The organism is Pseudomonas sp. FG1 (assembly GCF_034313875.1).
GTDB lineage: Bacteria > Pseudomonadota > Gammaproteobacteria > Pseudomonadales > Pseudomonadaceae > Aquipseudomonas > Aquipseudomonas veronii.
On the sequence record NZ_JAVIWP010000001.1, the window covers coordinates 3,421,495 to 3,438,967 of the forward strand.

The 17,473-nt window shown below is 55.9% G+C and carries 11 protein-coding genes and 2 pseudogenes; 8 read left to right on the plus strand and 5 right to left on the minus strand.

Going from position 1 to position 17,473, the window contains the following annotated elements; genetic code table 11:
* Positions 1-15 precede the first annotated feature (15 nt).
* Positions 16-1,377: an MFS transporter gene (locus tag RGV59_RS15955; protein WP_020300870.1), complete on the minus strand. Its 1,362-nt coding sequence runs from the start codon at positions 1,375-1,377 to the stop codon at positions 16-18.
* Between the two features lie 267 nt (positions 1,378-1,644).
* Here RGV59_RS15955 and RGV59_RS15960 point away from each other — a divergent pair.
* Positions 1,645-3,536: pseudogene (locus tag RGV59_RS15960) on the plus strand (FUSC family protein).
* Positions 3,461-4,804, plus strand: a pseudogene (locus tag RGV59_RS15965) (aldehyde dehydrogenase family protein). Before RGV59_RS15960 ends, RGV59_RS15965 begins: the two co-directional pseudogenes overlap by 76 nt.
* 155 nt (positions 4,805-4,959) lie before the next feature.
* On the opposite strand, the gene RGV59_RS15970 reads toward RGV59_RS15965, so the two are convergent.
* From RGV59_RS15970 to RGV59_RS15980, 3 genes are all read right to left on the minus strand, one after another.
* Entirely contained in the window at positions 4,960-6,396 is a 1,437-nt protein-coding gene (locus tag RGV59_RS15970) for a carotenoid oxygenase family protein (protein ID WP_106118106.1), read from the minus strand.
* A 236-nt stretch (positions 6,397-6,632) separates the two neighbouring features.
* The gene (mdlD, locus tag RGV59_RS15975) at positions 6,633-7,958 is read right to left on the minus strand and encodes an NAD(P)-dependent benzaldehyde dehydrogenase MdlD (RefSeq protein WP_126587347.1); all 1,326 of its coding nucleotides are present in this window, start codon (positions 7,956-7,958) and stop codon (positions 6,633-6,635) included.
* Between the two features lie 49 nt (positions 7,959-8,007).
* Complete coding sequence (locus RGV59_RS15980; protein WP_126587346.1) at positions 8,008-9,603, minus strand: GMC family oxidoreductase; 1,596 nt, start codon at positions 9,601-9,603, stop codon at positions 8,008-8,010.
* Between the two features lie 291 nt (positions 9,604-9,894).
* Between RGV59_RS15980 and leuC the strand changes: the two genes are divergently transcribed.
* Positions 9,895-11,307, plus strand: coding sequence for a 3-isopropylmalate dehydratase large subunit (leuC, locus tag RGV59_RS15985; RefSeq protein WP_126587345.1), 1,413 nt, complete (start codon positions 9,895-9,897; stop codon positions 11,305-11,307).
* A 6-nt stretch (positions 11,308-11,313) separates the two neighbouring features.
* Positions 11,314-11,958 carry a 3-isopropylmalate dehydratase small subunit gene (gene leuD, locus RGV59_RS15990; protein WP_126587344.1) on the plus strand — a complete coding sequence of 215 codons (645 nt, stop codon included), beginning with the start codon at positions 11,314-11,316 and terminating at the stop codon, positions 11,956-11,958.
* 14 nt (positions 11,959-11,972) lie between these two features.
* Here leuD and RGV59_RS15995 read toward each other — a convergent pair whose 3' ends face one another.
* Positions 11,973-12,719, minus strand: a complete 747-nt coding sequence (locus tag RGV59_RS15995; RefSeq protein WP_213551638.1) for an IclR family transcriptional regulator — start codon at positions 12,717-12,719, stop codon at positions 11,973-11,975.
* Between the two features lie 265 nt (positions 12,720-12,984).
* Here RGV59_RS15995 and RGV59_RS16000 point away from each other — a divergent pair, with 265 nt between their 5' ends.
* From RGV59_RS16000 to RGV59_RS16015, 4 genes are read left to right on the plus strand one after another with little or no spacing between them, the layout of a single operon-like run.
* On the plus strand, positions 12,985-14,373 hold the full coding sequence (locus tag RGV59_RS16000; protein WP_185833618.1) for an MFS transporter: 1,389 nt from the start codon (positions 12,985-12,987) through the stop codon (positions 14,371-14,373).
* A gap of 17 nt (positions 14,374-14,390) precedes the next feature.
* Positions 14,391-15,437, plus strand: a complete 1,047-nt coding sequence (locus RGV59_RS16005; protein ID WP_126587341.1) for a cupin domain-containing protein — start codon at positions 14,391-14,393, stop codon at positions 15,435-15,437.
* A complete protein-coding gene (locus RGV59_RS16010) occupies positions 15,434-16,291 on the plus strand; it encodes a fumarylacetoacetate hydrolase family protein (RefSeq protein WP_020300858.1) in 858 nt (285 codons plus the stop codon). The genes RGV59_RS16005 and RGV59_RS16010 overlap by 4 nt, the downstream gene beginning before the upstream one ends.
* A complete protein-coding gene (locus tag RGV59_RS16015) occupies positions 16,288-17,463 on the plus strand; it encodes a 3-hydroxybenzoate 6-monooxygenase (protein WP_126587340.1) in 1,176 nt (391 codons plus the stop codon). The genes RGV59_RS16010 and RGV59_RS16015 overlap by 4 nt, the downstream gene beginning before the upstream one ends.
* Positions 17,464-17,473: the final 10 nt, after the last annotated feature.

A 17,473-nucleotide genomic window follows, 5' to 3' on the forward strand; every position in this document is an offset into this window, starting at 1 on the left:
ATGCCTCTGGTTGCATCAATGATGTGTAACAGACTGGGAGGGTGTGGGTTGTTGTTTGCTCGCGGGGTCAAGTCGTAGCAAGGTAATCGCCGTCAGCGCGATGATTCCCGGAACCAACGCTGCGCTGAGGATCTCTGTCAAAACCCAGCCGGCTGCCAACATCAAGCCGCCGCAAACGGGCCCTGTAATGGAACCCACTCGCCCGACGCCAAGTGCCCAGCCGATGCCTGTGGAGCGTATTTCCTGTGGGTACAACTCGGCGGCCAAAGCGTTAAGACCTGCCTGCGCGCCTTGCACCAAAATGCCCAGCAACAACATTGCGGGGAAAAGCGAATAAATCGAAACAGGCAATTGGCTGAGCGCCAGCACGATTGTCAGGTAGCCCATGAATTCGATGGTCAATACGTTGACCGACCCCCAGCGGTTCATCAGCCAGCCTTGTACGACCGAGCCGATCACACCTCCCAGGCTGAAGAGAATGATGGCGCGAATGCCCATGCTCAGCGGTGCATGGGCTGCCACTAACAGCGTCGGGATCCAGCTCATGATGAAGTACAAAATCAGCAAGTTCATGGCATACGGCAGCCAAAGCAGCAGGGTGCGACGCCACATGCCGGCTGTGAAAAGACGACTCAGGGAGGTAGAGGAGGTTGCCTGTTGGCGTAGTTGGCCAAGACTGGCGGGCAGTTCTGCGAGGTTGGGTGCGAGCCGTTTAATGATAGCGCTGAGGGCAGCACGACTGCCGGGTTGGCGACTGAGGAACTCAACCGACTCTGGAAGCCGCCACACCACAACGCCGGCGACCAGCAACGGCAGCGCGCCACCGATCAGGAAAAGGTTTTCCCACCCCCAGGTAGCGAGCAGTTGGTCGACCGTCAAGCCAGCCAGCATGGCGCCCAGTGGCATGCCACAGAACAGCAGCGTCACGGCACTGCGCGAGTAACGTCGCGGGCTGTATTCAGAGATCAGCGCCACCAGGTTGGGAATTGCCCCGCCGAGGCCTATGCCGGTCAGAAAGCGCACGACGAGCAACTGCGAGACGTTGTTAACAAAAGCGGTCAGTAACGCGAATGTGCCGAACAGCAGGATCGACAACACCAGAATTCTCTTGCGCCCCAAGCGATCCGCCATAGGGGCCAGTAGCAGTGCGCCGAGCATCAAACCAAATAAACCCGCCGCGAACACCGGTGCCAAGGCTTGGGGCGTTACGTTCAAGGTTGATGCCATGGCAGTCACCAGAAAACCGACGATTTGGGTGTCGAATCCGTCTAGCACTGCGACCAGTACGCAGAGGGCGAGCCCCTCCCATTGCAACCGGCTGACAGGGAGGGCGTCAACGACGTCGCAGAGGATATTGCTGGGTGTAGGCGTATGCATGAACTGGCCTCTTATTGTTTTTATTGTCTGGGCAGGCAGGTGCCCTTGACTGAGGCTAAATCTATTACGAAGAAAAAATCCTGTAAAGATAAAATAAACCAAAATCCCAAATAGTAGGAAATATGATATTTTGGTTTCTCGTCGGCATGCACCATGGCAATGAGAGCCGCGTGCGGCTGCGTTTCCCTTATCAGGCTGCGGATGTCAGTTCATCAAATGAATAAGTGGATCACTCAATCATTCGGTCGCTTGATAGGCCGTTTTGGCATGCAGCCCGAGCTTCAGTGGCCTTCTCGGTCAGCACTGATTTTCAGTCTGCACACAACCACGGCAGCTCTCTTGGCGCTGGTCATCGCTCAAATGCTGGACCTGCACCATCCTTGGTGGGCTGCGATGACAGTCTGGCTGGTGGCGCAACCTACGCGAGGCCTCTTGATCGAACGCATCGGCGCGCGGCTGATCGGTACGGTGGTGGGAGCCATGGCAGGCGGACTTTTGCTGACGGTGTTCTTTGATCAGCAGCACTGGCTAATGCTCGTACTGGCAGCCTGGATCGCAGCGTGCGCCGGGTATGGAAACCTGTTTCGACATTTTCGAAATTACGGTTTTGTGCTGGCAGGCTACACCGCAGCGATCGTCGCGCTGTTTGGTATTCAAGACCCCGTGCTCGATGTGGACCTAGCCCTTGGCAGAATCTATTGCACCGTCATCGGCGTGTTGGCTTCAGCTTGTTTTTCATGGACGTTTACAGGCAAGTCCGCGTCCCTGGAATCCGTGTACAACCGACTCGATGCGCTGATTGTCGCCAGCGTTCACTACAGCCTCAAAAGGTTGCAGGCAGGCACTGCACACGATGCCAAAAGTTTTAGTGCGCTGTTGCAGGAACTAGCGGCGCTTGATCTGTGCCTGGATGAAATTGCTGCAGGTTCTCGAACAATGCGTTTACGGGTCTTTCGCACTCGCGACACGTTGGGCGCGCTTGTCGATTTGCTCGTAAGTAGCCATTTCGATGTTGGCGAAAAACTCCGATTTCCCTCTGACCTGTTGGTAGCAACTCATCCTGAATCGGCAGCTGCAATGGTGCTCGCGGTGATCAATGAGGTCCACAAAAACACTGAAAACCTTGCCGCAGGCACGCTGTTCGTTGAAAAATTACAACGCGTCTTTGCAGCGTTGAATGCTTGTGAAACGCCAGGCAGGGAAGCGTTGCAATCAACTCAACAGCGCGACTGGCACGCAACATGCCTCGCGGGCTCCAGACCCTTGATTGCGATGTCCATCGCCACCGCAATGTGGTGGGGCCTGGGTTGGTCAGACGGTCCAATGATGGTCATGACGGCCGTGTTGTTCGCCTCGCTGTTCTCCAGCCATAGCCACGCCAGTGCGGCGTTAAAAGACGTACTTGTTGGCTCGACCGCTGGAGCCGTTCTTGGCGTGACCTGCCGTTTTTGGCTGTTACCTGAAGTGGGAACGGTGTGGGAGCTGGCCTTGGTTATCGCACCGTTTTTGATGATCGGAGCGTTGCTATGGCTCGGCCCGGTACAGCAAAACTGGCCATCGACCTGAACATGACCTTTTTGTTAATCGCTCAACCTGGATTGCAGGTAGACACCTCCCTTGAACATACCCTGTTGCAGATGTTGGCAATTCTGGGCGGGGTGTTCACTGCCGTTCTGACCTACCGATGGTTGGTTCCTTCGTCGCCAGGCTCCCAGCGCAAGCGCCTGTGCAAGCGCATTGCGCGGCTCGCACTGAAGATCTCGGATACACCTGCCCCACCTGCCCCACCTGCTCAGGCACGAATTTATGATCAAGTCAGGGGTCTTCTGACAAGTCTGATCAGCCTCGAAAAAAGGCCTCTCCACGGCTCATTGCTGCGTTCGAATGCGCAGCGATTGCTCAGCTTTTCGCTCACCACCGAACTGATGAACATCACACCCTTGCACTGCACCAGCAATTGGAAAACCTCGCGACTTCCAGGCTGGCAAGCAAGAAGAATACTGGCGCTGACCTACTTTGAATCAACCGGAGAACACCCATGTCTGACCGCCCAACACCGTGGCAAAACTTTACTGGCCAATACATCGCCGGGGCCTGGCGTTCCGGAAGTACGCGCAAGGTCCTGGAGAACCGCAACCCTTATGACAACGCCCTGCTGACCGAGCTTTCGCTGGGTGATGTTAGCGACCTCGACGACGCCTACCAGGCGGCAGCAACCGCGCAGAAAGCATGGGCGCAGACGTTACCTAATGAGCGCTCAGCCTTGTTGATGCGCGCCGTTAGCGTACTGGAAGCCAGGCACGAAGAAATTGTCGACTGATTGATTCGTGAGTCAGGCAGCACGCGTACCAAAGCCGAAATCGAGTGGTCAGCGGTACGTTCGACCATGATCACGGCCGCGGCCATGCCTTCGAGAGTCGTCGGCCGCATTCTGCCAATCGACACCCCCGACAAAGAAAGCCGCGTTTACCGTAAACCATTGGGTGTGGTCGGGGTTATCAGTCCCTGGAACTGGCCGATGCACCTTTCCAATCGGTCTATCGCACCGGCGCTGGCACTCGGTAACGCCGTCGTCGTGAAGCCTGCCGACGATACGCCGGTGACCGGTGGTTTGTTGTTGGCGAAAATTTACGAAGAGGCCGGTTTTCCGCCGGGAGTTTTGAACGTGGTCGTGGGAGACGTGGCTGATTTGGGTGATGCCTTTACCCTGCACCGGATTCCAAAATTCATCTTCTTCACGGGATCGACTCGGGTCGGGCGGCACATTGGGCGCGTTGGCAGTCACAGGCCCGACGCTCAAGCGAGTCGGGTTGGAGTTGGGTGGGAATGCTCCGTGTGTGGTGCTTGATGACGCGGACCTCGATCTGGCGGTGCACGCCGCCGTTGTGGGGCGCTTCCTGCACCAAGGTCAAATCTGCATGAGCAGTAACCGGATTATCGTCGACGCCTCGTTGCAAGAGGATTTCGTCGAAGCGTTTGTCGAGCGCGTTCGCCAGTTGAAAGTCGGCGATCCTGACCTTGCAGATACAGTCATTGGCCCGCTGATCAACCGTCGCCAGTTGGAGGGCGCAGTGGCCCGGATCGAGGCGGCGAAAGCCGAAAGCATCGAGTTGTTGCTCGGTGGCGCTGCACACGGGTAGGTACTGCCGCCTCATGTGTTCGTCAATGTCGATAACATGAGTGACTTGGCCCAGGCTGAGCAATTTTGTCCTGTAGCGCCGATCATCACTGCGCGTGACGAGGCACATGCGCTGGAGCCGGCATGACTCACATCAACGACATCTCGGTCAATGATGATCCGAACAACATGTTTGGCGGCGAGAAAAACAGTGGTATCGGGCGATTCAACAGCGATTGGATCATCGCGGAGCTGACCAGCGATCACTGGATCTCGGTGCAACACAAACGTCGCGCTTATCCGTTTTAAGGTCAGGGTTTTAGTGGACTGATCGTATGGCATGAATGCCCCTTGAAAGGGGCGTTCCTTCATACAAAGACTGCCCTGCAGCGATACGTTATTTGCAGGGCAGTCAGTTGTGCGTTGCTGTTGCCAGAACGCTCGGCTAGACCTCTACCGGTGGGTTATGGGATCCAGTTCCCATGAAAACCCAGCGGTATATGATGATCCAGCTTTACCCGTGCCAATGGTGCGCCCGTGAAGTCGCTCGCGTCGTGGATCACCAGTTCGCTTTTGTTTGTCTGGGGATCCCACCAGACGACCAGCAACCAACCATCGTCTTCACTCACCGCATCGGGTTTGGCCACGAATATCGGCTCGGCAGGGGACACGTCCCTGTCACCTTCCAGTGTTTGGTACTCGGTTTTGCCTGAAATAAAATCGTGCTTTATCAGGCAATTGAAATCGTGGCTGTCACTTTTGGGCTGGTGTACACCGGCAAAGTAGCCGTATTGGTGTTTTGCACCCAGGAGTTTTTCATTGATCCTAGGAAATTCGACGGAGAAATTTCCGACCCGTGCTCGTGTCATCTGACCGGCATCGAGATCCAGGGTCCAGCGGTACAGCGCGGGAGGTGTGAACGGCGAGCGTCCAGCGTCAGGAAAAGGAAACGGAAAGAAATTCTCGACTTTTATATCATCGACAAACTGGAGGTCACTGACGCAGCCGTCGACGATTATTTTGCCATCTTCCTCGTAGGCGTTGACGAAGTGTGTGGTTTGGTAAGCTTCATCGGTGAACCATTGAGTTGCACCGGTCTGCCGATGGACCACCAGGGTTCGATTGCTCTGCTTTGGGTCAAACGTCCACGCAGATTTGCCTGCAGGAACTCGGTCGGGTGATTCTGGACGCCAGTTGATGGGCCCAAAGAAGAAGACAAAATGATTTTCAGTGAACATGAAGTCGTGAATATAGGCGGGGGCGTCAAGTGTAACGACGTGCTGTTTCAGGATGTTCCCTTGTTTGTCAGCCAGTGCACAGACGAATCGGCGGGTTTCGGGTTCGACCGTATACAATAGTAGTTCATTTTTTGCGGCGTCGGTATGGATATGCGCGGTAACCAGTGCATCAATTGCGCCGTGGAAATCAAAGGTACCAATGGTTTCCAGGGTGTTTCGGTCAAGTTCATAATAGTGTCTACCCGCCTCTTGCAGAGCCAATACGCGTCCGTCGATTTCCACGACATTGACGTTGGCTACTTGCTTGACGGCAGCCGGCCCCTTTTCAAGCTGTGGTTGAGCTACTTCGTAAGACCCGTAAATACCGTTGTAGAGCGATCTACCGGCTGCTTCTTCTTCCTTGAAACCCTCGGTGCGCACCCATTTATTGCGGTAGTTGACAGCGCCGTTGCTGATATAAAACCCATGAACCATGCCATCTCCGTCGAACCAGTGGTATCGGTCAGGGCGAGCAGGCTCCCAACGCTGGTTGGATCCGGTTCGAAAAAGCACGCCCTCAAGTTCAGGCGGCACAGTACCTTCTATGCGAAGTTCATTGGCGATGATTTCGTTGGAGAGGGGTTGGCGAATACCTTGTAAAAAGGGGCTGCTATTGTTCCACATGATGTATCTCCCGAAGGCTAATAGGGGTGTCTTATTAAGGGTTAATAGAATGCTAGCCTTTGGTGTTATTGCTGTCTCCGGGTTGTGAGTACGAATTCTTATGGAGTGTTGGTACTGAGGTGCATGCAGTTGTTTATGTTGAGCTCGTCACGGTTTATGTGGTCGCGCGATCAAGGCAGGATTGCAAAGAATACCTGCCGTTGACCTGCCTCAGGTTCGCGGAGTTGGTGTTTTATTTATACCGGCTTGCCAGACTCAACTATCCGTACAGACTTTTTGTGGGTAAATGCCAGGTAGCTGTATCGGCCGTGGTATTCGCCCATCCCTGAACCGCCCACCCCACCGAACGGCAGGTATGGCGAAAACGCGTGCACCAGCACGCCGTTGACCTGAGCATCGCCGGCTTGAATGTGGTCGATGACGGGGTTGGCATTGGCTGTGTGGCCTGTGAACACATACACGGCCAGTGGTTTGGAGTGATGTTGATTGATGAGATCGACTGCATTATCCACCGAATCAAAAGTCAGCACCGGCAAAATGGGCCCAAACAGCTCTTCGGCCATCAGCGCATCGTTCCATTGCACTTGGTCGACCACGGTGGCGCTGAATACGCGCCGTTCTGGGTCTGCATCGCCGCCGACCAGCACCTTGCCCGCGCTCTTGCTCAACAAGTTTTGAAGACGCGATACTTGTTGGCTCGTGACGACTTTTCCCGTGGAACCTATGTCGGGCAGGTCCTGCTGAATGCGCTGCGTCAGGCGAGTTAGCAGTTCATCCTTGATGCTGCTGTGGACGTACAAGTAATCCGGTGCGATGCAGGTCTGGCCGCTGTTGATGAACTTGCCAAACATCAGCTGCGACACCACCAGATCAACATCGGCATCGGCCAGGGCAATCAAAGGGCACTTGCCGCCTAGTTCCAGGATCACTGGTGTGAGGTGCGCGGCGGCTGCCTGCATCACTATCTTGCCGACGTTAGGGCTGCCCGTGAAAAAGATGAAATCGAACGGCAAGCTCAGCAGGTGAGTATTCTCATCGCGTCCACCCTGAACCACAGCTATGTAGTTGGGAGAGAACGCTTCCTGAATGATTTTCTCGAGGACCAGTGAAGTGTTGGGGGTGGTTTCGGAGGGCTTAAGGATGCAAGTGTTGCCGCCAATGATTGCGCCTATCAGCGGCGTCAGCGTCAGGTTTACGGGGTAGTTAAACGGCCCGATGATGTAAGTAACGCCAAAGGGCTCTTGCGTGACATAGCACTGGGACGGCGCAATCAGGTCTGCGGTGGGTACCGTTTCTGGTGTCGCCCACTCGTCAAGGTGGGCGAGGGCGAAATCGATTTCGTGGAGGACTGCGCCGATCTCCGCGAGGTCCACATCGGCCTTGGGTTTTCCTAAATCTTCGTCCAGTGCGACGTACAGCGCCTCTTTGTGATTGAGCACTGCCTGTTTCAGGCGCTCCAGGCTGTGTTTGCGAAACTCGATGGGGTGGGTTTGGCGGGAGGCGAAATAGGCACGCTGCGACTCGAATACTGCATCGATGGACTCGGAGCTTGGATAGTTCATGGGTTGTCACCTTATCGAATTCAGTGGATGTTTATGAGCGTCACGCAGATCAGCGAAAGTAATCTTCACAGAGCATTTTGGCAGCGTGCAGGGCCAGCGCCTGAGTGGGCGCGTTGGTGTTGCCGCTAGTAATGTTGGGCATGATCGAGGCATCGATGACACGCAGATGCTCCACGCCTTTCACACGCAGGCGACCATCAACGACGGCACCTTCGTCCTTGCCCATGCGACAGGTGCCGACCGGGTGCCACATGGTGGTGGCGACGCGTTTGACCCATTCGCCAATCTGCTCATCGGATTGCACGCTGGGACCCGGTGAGACCTCTTCGTCGATCACCGGCGCTAGCGATTCCTGAGTCAGGACATGGCGCATGGCTTTCACCGACTCAACGGCCACTTTCAAATCGTATTCGTGGCCGATGAAATTTGGGTTGATCAGCGGCATAGAGGTAGGGTCAGCGTCAGCCAAACGTACCCAGCCGCGGCTTTTAGGCTGAAGCACCACTAACTCGAAGGTCACGCCGGGGCGCGTACCGGTAGGGCTCAAGCCGTCTTTGGAAATGATTGGTACGTGATAGCACTGAACGGTAGGGTCGCCCTGTAAGTTCAGGGGATCCCAATAGCTGACCGTCTCGATACCGCTGCCTGCGGCCGGGCCGTCTTTGGTCAGGATGTAGCGGATCCCTGCCTTCAGCGTCCCAAGGCCCTGGGCAACGCTTTGATAGCCCAAGTTCCCTTTCACATAGGCGCTGAGCGGTACGATAGGGTGGTCATGTAGGTTTTCGCCCACGCCGGGGGAATCGACCATCACCTCAATGCCGAATTCCTGCAACTGGGTCTTGGGGCCTATGCCGGAATGCATGAGAATCTTCGGGCTGTGTACCGCCCCGGCGCTGAGTATGACCTGCTTGCCCTGGATTTGCTGCGTAGTCCCGCCCTGGAGTATTTCGACCCCTACCGCGCGGTGGCTATCGATCAGCACTCGGGTGACCGTTGTGTTCGCCAGCAAGGTGACGCGGCCACTCTCCAGATGACGGCGCAGGTGCGCGACTACGGCACTGCAACGGCGACTGTTCTCGATGTTCGATTGCACCGGTGACACACCGATCTGGCTGGCGCCGTTGTAATCCGGATTGTAGGGCAGGCCGTATTCCTGAAATGCCTTCAGGCAATACTGGTTCAGTTCGTTGATCCCTTTGGGCAACTGCACGGCCAGATTGCCTTGGGTGCCATGATGTTCGTTATGGAACGTGTCGTTTTTTTCTTGCTCGATGAAGGCACGCCACATGCTGGCGTGGTTCCAGTCCCCGTCGCCTGCGGTAGCTTCGTCCCACGCATCGAAGTCGCGTTTTTGGCCACGCACATATGCCATGGCATTTACCGACGTGCCTCCCCCCAACACCTTGCCGGAGCGAAAGCGTCGCTCAGTACCATGCTGGGCGACGGTGGAATGGGTCCACACGTGTTTATCCTTGGCCAGGATGGTGCCGAAGCCGGCAGGAATATGGATCAGCGGGTCGGAATCCTTGCCGCCGGCTTCGATCACGGCAATGCTGGCCCGACTGTTCTCGGCCAGATAACTGGCCACCACGCATCCAGCTGCACCACTTCCTACAATCAGCACGTCAAAGCTTTTAGTTGTCATGTTTACCCACTGCGGATCGCTCTTGAACGGATGAGTATTGAGGGGGGATAGCGCACTGCCTATCAGACATCGCTATCAAAAGCCGAGATCAGGAATCGTTTACGCTGGCGCTTTCGCTGTTCCGATGTGACAAATCTGAACAGTAAAGTTGGACAACACATAGTACTTTGCCACTCTGTAAAAAGCAAAAATGGCGCATTACGATAAAAATGCTCTATATTGTCCGGGCAAGCCTGCCTGCAATCCGGCCAGGCAGGTCCGTAATGATCGATCTGACAAGAGGAGCCTCCAGTGCCCAAAACGCTGCTGCAAAAACTCTGGGAAACGCACGTCGTACGTCATGATCCGGACGGTTCGGCGATGCTTTACATTGATCTGCAGTTGATCAATGAAGTCACCAGCCCCCAGGCTTTTGAAGGTTTATCGGCAGCGGGGCTGAACCCTTGGCGAAGCGGCACGATCATAGCCACCTCGGACCACAATGTGCCGACTAGGGACTTGGCTCTGGGCATTCAGGACCCGGTAGCGAAAATTCAGGTTCAGACGCTTGAGCGTAACTGCGATGACCTGAACCTGCGCCACTTTAAAATGGGTGATCAAAGGCAGGGCATTTTGCATGTCATCGCGCCTGAATCTGGCGCCAGTCTTCCGGGTATGACCATCGTCTGTGGCGACTCTCATACCAGTACCCATGGTGCTTTCGCGGCCTTGGCATTTGGCATCGGTACTTCCGAGATCGAGCACGTTCTCGCCACCCAGTGCCTGCGTGTTTCACCCATGGCGGCGATGAAGGTTCAGATCGACGGCGAATTGCAACCGTTCGTGACCGCAAAAGACTTGGCCCTGAGCTTGATTCGCAAAATCGGTACTGCGGGGGCCACCGGTCATGCAATCGAGTTCACGGGCAGCACGGTCAGTAGCATGTCCATGGAAGCGCGGATGACGCTTTGCAATATGGCAATCGAAGCCGGAGCTCGCGTCGGGCTGATCGGTGTAGACGAGACCACGCTGGCCTACCTGCACGGCCGACCTCATGCGCCGCGAGACGCAGGCTGGGAGGCCGCCGCTACGTTTTGGCGCACGCTTCACAGCGACCCTGGGGCAATTTTCCAACAGGTGGTGAACCTGGATGCAGCAAAAGTTGCCCCTCAAGTTTCATGGGGAACCTCTCCGCAAATGGTGTGCGATGTTCAAGAAAAGGTGCCCGACCCCGCGGACGAAGTAGACCTCGCTAAACGTCAGGCCTTGGTCAGCGCGCTCGACTATATGGGGATTACAGCGGGCACAGCCATCGTTTCAATCGAGCTCGATAAGATTTTCATAGGCTCCTGCACCAATGCACGCCTCGAGGACCTGCGGGCAGCTGCCCAGGTTGTAATTGGTCAAAAAGTATCCACGCGTATCAAACAAGCATTGGTGGTGCCGGGATCAGGACAGGTCAAAGCCATGGCTGAAGCCGAGGGCTTGGACAGGATATTCATCGACGCTGGGTTTGAATGGCGCGAGCCCGGTTGTTCGATGTGCTTGGGAATGAACGAGGACCGGCTGCTCCCTGGGGAGCGTTGTGCATCTACGTCCAATCGCAATTTCGAGGGGCGTCAGGGGCAGGGTGGCAGAACTCACCTCGTGAGCCCGGTCACTGCAGCAGCGGCGGCCCTGGCAGGACATTTCGTTGATATAACCGCTGCCCAGATAAGGAGTTGAAAGGCCGTGAAACCATTCAAGCAGTTTTGTGCAGTAGCGGCGCCGCTTGATCGAATCAATGTGGACACGGACGCCATCTTGCCGAAGCAATTCATGAAATTGATCAGCAAATATGGCTATGGCGATTACCTGTTCGATAACTGGCGTTATCTAGACCAAGGCCAACCAGGGGACGACTGCTCGGTACGACCGCTCAACGAGCAGTTCGTGCTCAATCAGCCCCGGTTCAAATCAGCGAAAATCCTGCTGTGCCGAGATAATTTCGGTTGTGGTTCGAGCCGTGAGCACGCACCGTGGGCCTTGCGTGATTTCGGGTTCAAAGCGCTGCTCAGCACCAGTTTCGCAGATATTTTTTATGGCAACTGCCTTAAGAACGGCGTGCTGCCCATCGTGTTGACCAAGGATGAAATGGATCACCTGTTCTCGCTCGCGGCCCGGGATGCTGCGTTGCAACTTGAGATCAATCTAGCGGACCAAACCGTTTCCCAGCCTGAGGGCGTGATCTACCGTTTCGAGATCGATGCATTCCGCAAAAATTGCGTGATGTTGGGGCTCGATGAAATCAGCCTGACGCTCGCTCAAGCCGATGACGTGCGCTTATACGAAAGCAAGCGACGCGCCACCGAGCCTTGGCTGTTTCCAGAGAGCTGACGGCGTTGTGTATTTCATGATCCAGAAGACGCCAATACCGTCATTTTCTGCGTCATCTCGGCCCCGGCCTTCGCCACAATAGGCGCGAGCAGTGCTCTGACTTCCGGGGAGGCATCGACAACGGGTATCACGATACTGATGCTGCCGATCACCCGTTTATCGTCAAAAACGGCGGCCGAAATACCCGCAGCGCTATTGCCCAATTCGCCTGAAGTGATCACCACGGACTCGTTTCTCAGCGATCTCAGTGTCTGCTTGACTTGCGCCCAATTGGCCCCAAGGCCAAAGCGTTCGAATTCGCCCGTTACGCCTTCGTAGTAGGGTTTGACCTGGCGCAATGGCAGATGCGCCAGGATGACCTTTGAGGCTGCGCCTTGGTAAAGGGGCCTTGGGAGGCCGCGCTCATAGCTGATGTCTTGCTTGAAGCGCGTGGTGAACTCCTCATGCACGCACATGACGTGCTCTTGGAAGTACCGGCATAAAATCGCGATGCTGCCAGTGGGGGCCGCATTCAGCATGTCACCCATGACCAACCTGGCAGCCTGGATCATCGGATCACCCAACCGCATTTTTCTATCCAGCGCGATGATTGCTGGGCCCAGCACGTAGCGCCCAGGGGTAAAGGCGCTGATGTATCCGGCACCCGACAGGGTTCGAAAGTAACGGTACGTATGGCTCGCCGATAGCCCTAACTCGATCGCCGCTTCGTCCACAGACCAATCAGATTTGCTGTCTCCACTGAACAATTCGAGCAGGCGCATCAAGCGATCCTGGGAGCTGCCTTTGGGATCTTCTGCGCCTGAGACTTGCATGGCTGACGCGCCGGTTACCTGCTGCTTTATCAACCCTGCCCCCTTAGGAAAGTGTGCTTGACGGAGCCCGTCATGTTACCGCCAAGCTCGACCACGAGGGGAGTAAAAACAAAAATAGCGTAATAAGATAAAAATGTTGACACTTTTAGAAAAAAACATAATTATCGCATTACAACAAATAATACAAAACACCTTAAGGTGTGAGGGTTCCATCATGAGCCAGCTAGCGCAGCCATCGTCCCCCGTCCTCGACATCGCCCCTATTCTCGATCACGGAGAGTGGTCGTCCTATCAAAAGCGAATTCTCTTCTTGGTCGCCCTCGTCATGGTGTTCGATGGCGTGGACGCGCAGGTGCTTAGCCTGTCGCTGTCCTCCATTTCAGCCGAATGGGGTATCAGCCGCGCAGCCTTTGCACCGGTGCTCGGATTCAGTTTCGTTGCCATGGCACTGGGGACGGCCCTCGGGGGGCTGTTGGGCGACCGCATCGGCAGAAAATGGACCCTCATCGCGTCCAGCGTAACGTTTGGCCTGATGACGTTATTGGGCGCGCTCGCCGATGACATCGTATTTCTGGGCGTTTGCCGAGTGATTGCATCGTTGGGCATGGGAGCAGCCATGCCTAACGTCACGGCAATGCTGGCTGAGTACACACCTTTGCGCCGGCGCAGCCTTGCCCTCGCCATCGGGATGAGCGCGTTACCTTTTGGCGGCATCGTCGTTGGCCTGTTAGGGGCGCAAATTCTTCCTGCCCTTGGCTGGCGCAGTTTTTTTGTGATTGCGGGGTGTGCGCCGTTGATCGTCGCGCTGACGCTGATCATTGGCGTCCCAGAGTCGCTGAGATTTCTGGTGGCGCGCGGCATCAAGCCGGCAGCGTGCCTGAACATCATTCGCCGCCTGGGGCATGCGGTGTCATTGACCACCACGTTGGAGGACAGCGGCGAAGCGGCTGCAGTCAAGAAGGCTTCGGTGCGAACGTTACTGGCCAGCGAATATGCCGGCGACACACGGGTGCTGGCGGTCGCTTTCTTTACCGTGATTCTGTCTAGCTACCTCATGTTTACCTGGTCCCCCTCCCTGTTCGTCGAGGCCGGTTACAGCGTCAGTATGTCCAGCGCAAGTATGGCGTTGTTCAGCCTCGGTGGCCTGATTGGAGGGGTGGGCGGCGGCTGGCTGTTCAGTCGCTTCGGTTCGCGCAAAACCATGCTCTGCATGGCGGCGGGGGCGTTGGCCTGCTGCGCTGCGCTGATGGTAACGCCGTTGCAACCTGCAGCGAATTCGCTCCCTATCATCACCGTTAGCCTGCTGCTGCTCGGCCTCTGCGTACCGGGCACACAAGCAATCCTGTTCGTGCTGGCGGCGCAGATATTCCCTACCTCAATGCGTGCAAGTGGCGTCGGTTTGCCCGCAGCTTTCGGACGGCTGGGCGCGGTGCTGAGCGCTTTCATCGGCCCCTGGATTCTTGCCAGCACAGGCACTCGGTTCTTCGGTTTTATAGCAGCCATGATGTTGATTCTGTTTGTCGCGCTGACCCTCGTCCGTCGCCACATCGCACGAACCGCAACTCAAGCCCGTAGCGATGCACGGTTGAACCAAGCTCGGTAGATAGTAAGGAGATAATTGTGAGTAACAGTACGTTTAGAGATCACATTGCCCAAGACAATATGACGCCCCTTTGGGAAGTATTGCGCGGACTAACCCCTCGCGAGCCCAAGCAGACCGCAGACCCCATCATCTGGCGAGCCGAAACGATTCGCCAAAATATGAAAATGGCCTGTGAAGTCATCTCCGCCGAAGATGCGGAGCGCCGTGTGCTTGTCCTCGAAAATCCCAAGTTTCGTGGCAAGTCGCAGATAACCTCGTCCCTGTACGCAGGTATTCAAATGATTCTGCCCGGGGAGATCGCTCCCAGTCATCGTCACACCGCGTCTGCGCTTAGGCTGATACTAAGCGGCCAGGGTGGATTCACAACGGTGCATGGCGAAAAGGTGCTCATGAGCCCAGGCGATTTCGTGATCACGCCTACCGGAGTATTTCATGACCATGGCGCGCAAGGCGACGATCCCGTGATGTGGCTGGATGGCCTGGATGTGCCTGTCGTGCAAATGCTCAACGCCGGATTCTCCGCAGATGATCCGAATCTGCGTCAGGCGATTACCCGTCCTACCGGCCACTCGAATGCCCGTTTTGCTGCCGGCCTCAGACCGGTAGGCGACACCCACGGCGGGCCTGTCAGTCCGCTGTTCCACTACCCCTATCCGCGTACCCGTGACGCGCTGCAACAGTTGGCGCTCGTTGACGATGGGGATGCGTGCAATGGGTTCAAGCTGATGTTTACCAACCCAACGAATGGGCTGTCCCCAATTCGCTCGATGGGTGCCTTTATGCAGATGTTCCCTGCAGGGTTCAAGGGCACGAGCTTTCGTGAAACCGACGGAGCTGTTTGCTGCGTGGTTGAAGGCAGCCTGCGCGTTCAGGTCGGTGACCAAACGTGGACAGCCTGCAAGGACGACGTATTTGTCGTTCCGGGTTGGGCATGGCGCTGTTTTGAGGCAGACGAGCAATGCGTACTGTTCAGCTTTTCCGATCGACCGCTGCAAGAACACCTCGGATTTTGGCGCAGCGAAATCAATCCGAGCGCAACTACTACACCAGGAGAAAAAAAATGAAAATTTGTCTGTTTAACGATAACCGTTTGGGCCTGATTGAGGGCGATATTGTCTATGACGTTTCCCAAGCACTGCGTATTTTGTCGCCTGCCCGTTATCCGTTTCCGCGCCATGACCTGCTGATCGCTAACCTGGCCGAGTTACGCCCCGAAATCTCGCTGGCCAAGGGAAGCGCAGCGGTCTTCAAGTTAAGCGATGTCGAGCTGCTTAGCCCCGTCGGTAACCCAGGCAAAATTGTGGCTGCGCCGGTCAACTATCAGGCTCACCTTGATGAAGCCATTGCAGACACGGAGACGTTTACACGTGCCAATGTCCGCAAAATCCAGGAGACGGGCCTCTTCCTGAAAGCTACCAGCTCGCTGATCGGTGTCAGTAAACCGATTGTGATTAATCTTCCCGAGCGCCGCACCGATCACGAAATCGAGCTAGTCGCTGTTATTGGCAAGCGTGCTAAGGATGTTAAGGCGAAAGATGCACTGGCCTATGTTGCCGGATACAGCATTGGCCTGGACATCACGATCCGCGGGCCTGAAGAGCGAAGCTTGCGCAAATCATTGGACACTTACTCGGTGTTGGGGCCATGGCTTGTCACGGCTGATGAGCTCAGCGACCCACAGGGCTTGGAGTTGCTGCTGGAGGTTAATGGTGAGAAACGCCAGCACGCCAATACTCGGGATTTGATCATGAACGTGGCAGAGCTGATCGAATTCGCCTCGACCTATTACACACTTGAGCCGGGTGATTTGTTGTACACCGGAACGCCCGAAGGTGTGGGTCCCATTGTTCACGGTGATCAGATCAAAGCACGAATTGAAGGGATTGGTGAAATTGTTGTCGAGGTCGTGTCGTCATGAGCCTACAAGATCCGATTGTAATCATTGGGGGGGGCATTGGCGGTCTGGCCGCAGCGCTGGCACTCTCACATAAGGGCTTCAAAACGCTCTTGATCGAACAGGCCGAAGAGTTTCGCGAAGTCGGTGCGGGGATCCAGGTGGGCCCTAACGGTTTTCGCGTGTTGGAGACGCTCGGCGTTGCTGCTCAGGTACGCGAACTGACCGTGTTACCCGATGATTTGATTTTCATGGACAGTGTCAGCGCTGAGATGGTTACCACCATCCCGACAGGCGCAGCGTTTCGGGAACGCTTCAAGTATCCCTACGCCTTGGTGCATCGTGCGGACCTGCATTCGGTTCTTCTGGCCGCGTGTCGCGAGTCCGCTGATGTCGAATTCAGGATCGCCACAAAAGTGGTGGGCTACGAAGATGATGGCTTGTCCGTGTGCGTGACCACCGACCAAGGTGAAACCATTCGGGGTTGCGCACTGATTGGAGCAGATGGACTGTGGTCGAAAGTCAGAGAGAAAATTGTCGGTGACGGTGCGCCTGTGGTCTCCGGGCACATTGCGTACCGCGCGGTGTTGCCCATTGAGGACGTGCCGCTTGAGTTTCGACGCAACTCGATGATTCTTTGGGGGGGGCCAAAGTCCCACCTGGTCCAGTACCCGCTTCGAGGTGGAAAACTATTCAACCTGGTTGCAGTCTTCCACAGTGACCGCTATGTAGAGGGCTGGAACACCGAGGGCGACCCTGAAGAATTACGCCGTCGGTTTGCCGGCACGTGTGACACCGTACAAACGCTCCTGTCCAAAATTGAAAGCTGGCGGATGTGGGTATTGTGCGATCGTGAACCCGTGAAAAACTGGAGTCAGGGACGTACCACACTTCTGGGCGATGCAGCGCACCCCATGTTGCAATACCTTGCACAAGGGGCGTGTATGGCGATGGAAGATGGCGTCGTACTCGCACAGGAAATCGAAAAGTCTCAGGGTGATTTTGAGTCAGCTTTTAAGGCATATCAGGCTCGCCGATACCTTCGCACTGGCCGTTGCCAGGTGATGGCACGTGTTCATGGGGAGTTCTACCATGCCGAAGGAGTGGCAGCCGAACTGCGTAACGGTATGCTCGCCGCACGCACCCCTGAACAAGCATATGCCGGTCTCACCTGGTTATATGACGCGATAATTTAGAACTCCCAGT

Coding starts and splice junctions, on each gene's coding strand:
- RGV59_RS15955 (WP_020300870.1), bottom strand. CDS start 1,377: ATGCATACGCCTACACCCAGCAATATCCTCTGCGACGTCGTTGACGCC.
- mdlD (WP_126587347.1), bottom strand. CDS start 7,958: ATGAACTATCCAAGCTCCGAGTCCATCGATGCAGTATTCGAGTCGCAG.
- RGV59_RS16000 (WP_185833618.1), top strand. CDS start 12,985: ATGAGCCAGCTAGCGCAGCCATCGTCCCCCGTCCTCGACATCGCCCCT.
- RGV59_RS15980 (WP_126587346.1), bottom strand. CDS start 9,603: ATGACAACTAAAAGCTTTGACGTGCTGATTGTAGGAAGTGGTGCAGCT.
- RGV59_RS15970 (WP_106118106.1), bottom strand. CDS start 6,396: ATGTGGAACAATAGCAGCCCCTTTTTACAAGGTATTCGCCAACCCCTC.
- RGV59_RS15995 (WP_213551638.1), bottom strand. CDS start 12,719: ATGCGCCTGCTCGAATTGTTCAGTGGAGACAGCAAATCTGATTGGTCT.
- RGV59_RS16010 (WP_020300858.1), top strand. CDS start 15,434: ATGAAAATTTGTCTGTTTAACGATAACCGTTTGGGCCTGATTGAGGGC.
- RGV59_RS16015 (WP_126587340.1), top strand. CDS start 16,288: ATGAGCCTACAAGATCCGATTGTAATCATTGGGGGGGGCATTGGCGGT.